This is a genomic window from Mesorhizobium sp. M1E.F.Ca.ET.063.01.1.1, assembly GCF_003998155.1.
In the GTDB taxonomy this organism is placed as follows: Bacteria; Pseudomonadota; Alphaproteobacteria; order Rhizobiales; family Rhizobiaceae; genus Mesorhizobium.
Map to the genome: position 1 here is coordinate 1 of NZ_RZSC01000422.1, position 5,182 is coordinate 5,182.

The following is a 5,182-nucleotide window of genomic DNA, read 5'->3' on the forward strand; positions in this document are numbered from 1 at the left end:
GTGTAGGAGGCGAGCGTCTCCGACGGCGTGGTCTTCGCCGGCGGCGTGGTCGCCGTCGTTACCGGATCGACGGCAGGCTTGGCGGCAGTCGCTGCAGGCTTGGCGGCGGCGACAACCGTGCCGCCGGCCGGGACCTTGAGCGTCTGGCCGATCTTCAAGAGGCCGTCCTTCATGCCGTTGGCCTGCTTGAGCGCCGTGGCGCTGACGCCGGTCTTGCGGGCAATCGAAGACAGGGAATCGCCCTGCTGGACGGTGTAGGTGCCCCCGGCGCCGGCCGGCTTGGCCTCGGCCATCTGCGGCGCGGGCTTGACGTTCTTCGAGCCGCTGGCGGCAGCCGATGCATCGACCTGCGCAGTCGACTTGCCGTCCTTGACTTTCGGCTGCTGCGGCAGCACGGCAACCTTCTCCGGCGCTCCGGCAGGCTGTTTCGGCGTAGCGGGCTTGGTGTTGTCGGCAACCTTCGGCTCGGCCTTGCTCGAATAGGCATAGGCGGGGATGACGATTTTCTGACCGGTCCTGATACCCTTGCCGGCATCCAGCCCGTTGACCTTGATGATCGCATCGGCCGGCACATGATACTGCCGCGCGAGGCCCGAAATCGTCTCGCCTTCCCGGACCACGATCTCGGTCGCGTGCGGCGCGGCACTTGCGTTGCGCACGGCATCGGGCTCGGCGGTCTTGAACGGCTTCGCGGCCGGCGCGACGGTGCCGGTGGTCGTCTTGTCGAGATGCGGCGCGGCGGGAGCTGGCGCGAGCGCCGGGGCCGAGGCGGTGCGCATCGGCTTTGCGGGTGCAGCGGCCTGCTGCGAGGGCGGAGGCAACTGCTGCGACGTCACCGGCTCGAGGCTGGAGCGGCTCACCGACTGGGTGTGGCTGCCGTCGACCGGCGCCGGCGCGGCCATATCGCCCGGATAGGGCTGGTCGGCGTTCTGCTTGCTGATGATGGAGCGCTGGTTGTTGGTGGACGACGTGAAGACGTCGTCGACACCGTTGAAGCGCATGGCCTGCGAGCTGCACCCGGCCGCGGCGCCGGCGATCACGAGGATGGCGCAGCCGCGCGCCAGATTGCGTCCGTTTGCCTTCAAACCATTGAATTGCATCGCACTAACCCGCACAGACCCGGTACACATTGGCCATGATTAAAGCGCGTTAATGTTACTGCGGGGTTAACCCATTAGAATCCGACGAAAATTTTCTTAAAACATTTTCGAGGGCCGCTTGGGGCGAGCTGAGATTCAGGTTAGCTCGAGTCGAGAAAGGCACGCGAGCACCAGCCTACGCCGGCCGAAACCCTAATTTAATTGCCACGCCACTCATGAGTGCTTCGGTCGACGATGGCCGGAAGCATTTGCAGGCCGGCCTCACCTGAATCCCAACCCAGTTAGATCACCGCGGCGACGCTGCGCAGGATTGGCTGCAGCCTGACCATGCCGATGTCCTCGCGCTCGAAACGGCTGCCGACCTTGGTAAGCTTGGCCAGCACCTGCTCGCCCTCCTCCGGGCCGATCGGCGCGATGACGATGCCGCCGCTCGACAATTGATCGAGCAGGAAGCGCGGCAAGCTCTCGAAGGCCGCCCAGGCGACAATGCGGTCGAACGGGCCTTCGTTGGGCAGGCCGTTGGAGGCATCTGCCTGGCGCACGATGGCATTGCTGATGCCCAGCGCCTCGAAGCGCTGCTTTGCCTGTTCGGTCAAGGTTTTGTAGCGGTCGACGGTGACCACGCGCGCAGCGAGCCGCGACATCACAGCGGCAGTGTAGCCCGATCCGGTGCCGATCTCGAGCACGCGGTTGCCCGGCTCGATGGCTAAAGCCGCGATCACCGCCGCCTGCAGATCCGCGCCTTCGATCGCCTCCCCGCATTCGATCGGCAGCATGCCTTCCGACCAGGCGATCGGATGGAACTGCGCGGACAGGAAACCGCGCCGCGGCGTCGCCTCGAAGGCGGCGATCAGCGCCTTCGGCGCCGTGCCCCTGCCGCGCAGGCGAAGCAGGAAAGCGGCAAAACCTTCGCGGTCGTCGAGGGTCGTGTTCATGCCAATGCCTTGTTCATGCCAATGCCTTGGTAAGCTGGTCGCGGAGTTCATGGGCGGTGAGGTCGAGCTGCAGCGGGGTCACCGACACCAGCCGGTTGCGCAGCGCGTGGAGGTCCGTGCCCTTCTTGCCTTCGACCGGCTCTCGGCCGAAGCGCAGCCAGTAGTAAGGCAGTCCGCGCCCGTCGCGGCGCTCGTCGACCCACAGGCTGTGCACGAGCTTGCCCTGCGACGTGACGACCGTGCCTTCGATCTCGTCGGGCGCACAGTTCGGGAAATTGACGTTGAGCAGAACGCCTTCCGGCAGCGGCGTCGCGACCAGCCTCTTCAGCAGCGCCGGCGCGAGCGCCTCGGTCGTCTCGTAGGGAACGACGCGGTCCTCGCCGACATAGGAATAGGCCTGGCTCACCGCGATCGAGCGCACGCCGAGCAGCGCGCCTTCCATGGCACCGGCGACGGTGCCCGAGTAGGTAACGTCGTCGGCGATGTTGGCGCCGGAATTGACGCCCGACAGGAGGAGGTCCGGCGGCTCGGGCAGGATCTTCTTCGTGCCCATGATGACGCAGTCGGTCGGCGTGCCGCGCACGGCAAAATGCTTCTCGCCGATCTTCCTCAGCCTGAGCGGTTCCGAGATCGACAGCGAATGCGCGTAGCCGGACTGGTCCTGCTCGGGCGCCACCACCCAGACGTCATCCGAAAGCGTGCGGGCAATGCGCTCGAGCGACGCCAGCCCCTCGGCATGGATGCCGTCATCGTTGGTCAGCAGGATGCGCATGAACTCATTTCGATTCGATCTTCGCGAGACCACCCATGTAAGGCCGCAGCACTTCAGGAATGGTTACGCTGCCATCCTCATTCTGGTAGTTTTCGATGACAGCAATGAGAGCGCGGCCGACCGCCGTGCCCGAGCCGTTGAGCGTGTGGACAAAGCGGTTGCCCTTGCCGTCCTTGTCCTTGTAGCGGGCATCCATGCGGCGCGCCTGGAAGTCGCCGCAGACCGAGCAGGACGAGATTTCGCGATAGGCGTTCTGGCCCGGCAGCCAGACCTCGATGTCGTAGGTCTTGCGCGCGCCAAAACCCATGTCGCCGGTGCACAGCGTCACCGTGCGGAACGGCAGGCCGAGCCGCTTCAGCACCTCCTCGGCGCATTGCGTCATGCGCTCATGCTCGGCAAGCGAGCTCTCCTGGTCGGTGATCGACACCAGCTCGACCTTGTAGAACTGATGCTGACGCAGCATGCCGCGCGTATCGCGGCCGGCTGAACCCGCTTCCGAGCGGAAGCACGGCGTCAGCGCCGTAAAGCGCAGCGGCAATTTCTCATGCGGCGTGATTTCCTCGCGCACGAGATTGGTGAGCGGCACCTCCGCCGTCGGGATCAGGCCCAGGCGTCCGTCGCCATGCGGCGTGAAGAATAGGTCCTCCTCGAATTTCGGCAGTTGGTTGGTGCCGAAAAGCACCTCGTCGCGCACCATCAGCGGCGGGATGATCTCCTCATAGCCGTGCTCGGTCGTGTGCAGGTCGAGCATGAACTGGCCGATAGCCCGCTCCATGCGCGCGAGCTGGCTCTTCAGCACCGTGAAGCGCGAGCCGGACAGCTTCGCCGCCCGCTCGAAATCCATCATGCCGAGCGCTTCGCCGATCTCGAAATGCTCCTTCACCCAGTTCGGACGCGCCGGCACCTCGCCGACGATGCGCTTGACGACATTGTCGTGCTCGTCCTTTCCGACTGGCACGTCGTCGAGCGGCACGTTGGGCAGCACTGCGAGTGCGTCGTTCAGCGCCTTATCGAGCTCGCGCTCGCGCGCCTCGCCGTTCTGGATGAACGCCTTGATGTCGCTGACTTCGCCCTTGAGCTTTTCTGCCAGCGCGGCATCGCCGGAACGCATGGCGTTGCCGATCTCCTTCGAGGCGGCGTTGCGGCGCTCCTGCTTGACCTGCAACTCGCTGAGATGCGCGCGCCGCGCCTCATCGCTGGCGATCAGGCCGTCGACCGTGGATTGCGCGTCGCCGGCCGACCACGAGCGCTTCACCAGCGCATCGATCAAAGCCTTCGGGTTGTCGCGAATCCATTTGATGTCAAGCATGGTTGATCCGTCCTCAAAGTAAGGTTCGAGGGCGTAAACCGCATCCTTGATCGATGCAAGACAGACGGGGCCGCCTGCCGCGTTTTTCCGGCTTTCGCCTAACCTGGCGCCTGCGTTGAAGAAGCGTCCGGCGCCTTCTCGTCTACGGTCTTTCCGCTCTCGCTCGCCTCGCGCGCCAGCCGATCGCGCTCCTGGCTGCGCTCGATCAGACGCGAGGACCAGATAGCGACCTCATAGAGAATGATGGTCGGGACAGCGAGGCCGCACTGGCTCAACGGGTCGGGCGGCGTCAGCACCGCGGCGACGACGAAGGAAAGGACAATCGCCCATTTGCGCTTATCGGCCAGCGCCTGCGACGACAGCAGGCCGACGCGAGTCAAAAGGCTGGTCACCACCGGGAGCTGGAACACCAGGCCGAAGGAGAAGATCAGCGTCATGATCAGGCTGAGATATTCCGACACCTTCGGCAGCAGCGAAATCTGCACCTGGTCATTGGTGCCGGCCTGCTGCATGGCGAGGAAGAACCACATCACCATCGGGGTAAAGAAGAAATAGACCAGCGAGGCGCCCATCAGAAACAGGATGGGCGAGGCAATCAGGAACGGCAGGAAAGCGTTGCGCTCGTTCTTGTAGAGACCCGGAGCGATGAACTTGTAGATCTGCGTGGCGATCAGCGGAAAGGCGATCACCATGCCGCCGAACATGGCGAGCTTCACCTGGGTGAAGAAGAACTCCTGCGGCGCGGTATAGATCAGTTCGACCTTGTGTGGGTCGAGCCCCGCCCATTGCGTCGCCCATTTGAACGGGATGACCAGAAGGTTGAACAGGCGCCTGGCAAAGAAGAAGCAGACCAGGAACGCGACGAAGAACCCACCCAGAGACCAGATCAGGCGGCGACGCAGTTCGATAAGGTGCTCGATCAGCGGCGCCGACGATTTCTCGATCTCTTCCTTCTCTTTGTCCGAGACGCTCACTTGGCGGCTCCCGCCGTTTTCTTGGCGTCGGCGGCTTTTTTCCCGGCCGGCTTCTTCGCCGCAGCCGGCGCTGCCTTAGCCTTGGGCGCTAC

The 5,182-nt window shown here is 64.4% G+C and carries 5 protein-coding genes; all 5 read right to left on the reverse strand.

The features are described 5' to 3' along the window. A partial coding sequence (locus EOA29_RS24335; RefSeq protein ID WP_127221710.1) for a LysM peptidoglycan-binding domain-containing protein occupies positions 1–1,100 on the reverse strand: 1,100 nt, incomplete at its 3' end. 281 nt (positions 1,101–1,381) lie between these two features. Beyond that, positions 1,382–2,035 carry a protein-L-isoaspartate(D-aspartate) O-methyltransferase gene (locus tag EOA29_RS24340; RefSeq protein ID WP_126093404.1) on the reverse strand — a complete coding sequence of 218 codons (654 nt, stop codon included), beginning with the start codon at positions 2,033–2,035 and terminating at the stop codon, positions 1,382–1,384. Positions 2,036–2,048: 13 nt separating this feature from the next. After that, positions 2,049–2,807, reverse strand: a complete 759-nt coding sequence (surE, locus tag EOA29_RS24345; RefSeq protein WP_126093403.1) for a 5'/3'-nucleotidase SurE — start codon at positions 2,805–2,807, stop codon at positions 2,049–2,051. A 4-nt stretch (positions 2,808–2,811) separates the two neighbouring features. Then, positions 2,812–4,116 carry a serine--tRNA ligase gene (gene serS, locus EOA29_RS24350; protein WP_126093402.1) on the reverse strand — a complete coding sequence of 435 codons (1,305 nt, stop codon included), beginning with the start codon at positions 4,114–4,116 and terminating at the stop codon, positions 2,812–2,814. Between the two features lie 98 nt (positions 4,117–4,214). Then, positions 4,215–5,090, reverse strand: coding sequence for a twin-arginine translocase subunit TatC (gene tatC / locus EOA29_RS24355; protein ID WP_126093401.1), 876 nt, complete (start codon positions 5,088–5,090; stop codon positions 4,215–4,217). Positions 5,091–5,182 lie beyond the last annotated feature (92 nt).

What these genes read in the sequence shown, in the direction of transcription:
- surE (WP_126093403.1), bottom strand. Translation starts at nt 2,807, where the DNA reads ATGCGCATCCTGCTGACCAACGATGACGGCATCCATGCCGAGGGGCTG.
- EOA29_RS24340 (WP_126093404.1), bottom strand. Translation starts at nt 2,035, where the DNA reads ATGAACACGACCCTCGACGACCGCGAAGGTTTTGCCGCTTTCCTGCTT.
- serS (WP_126093402.1), bottom strand. Translation starts at nt 4,116, where the DNA reads ATGCTTGACATCAAATGGATTCGCGACAACCCGAAGGCTTTGATCGAT.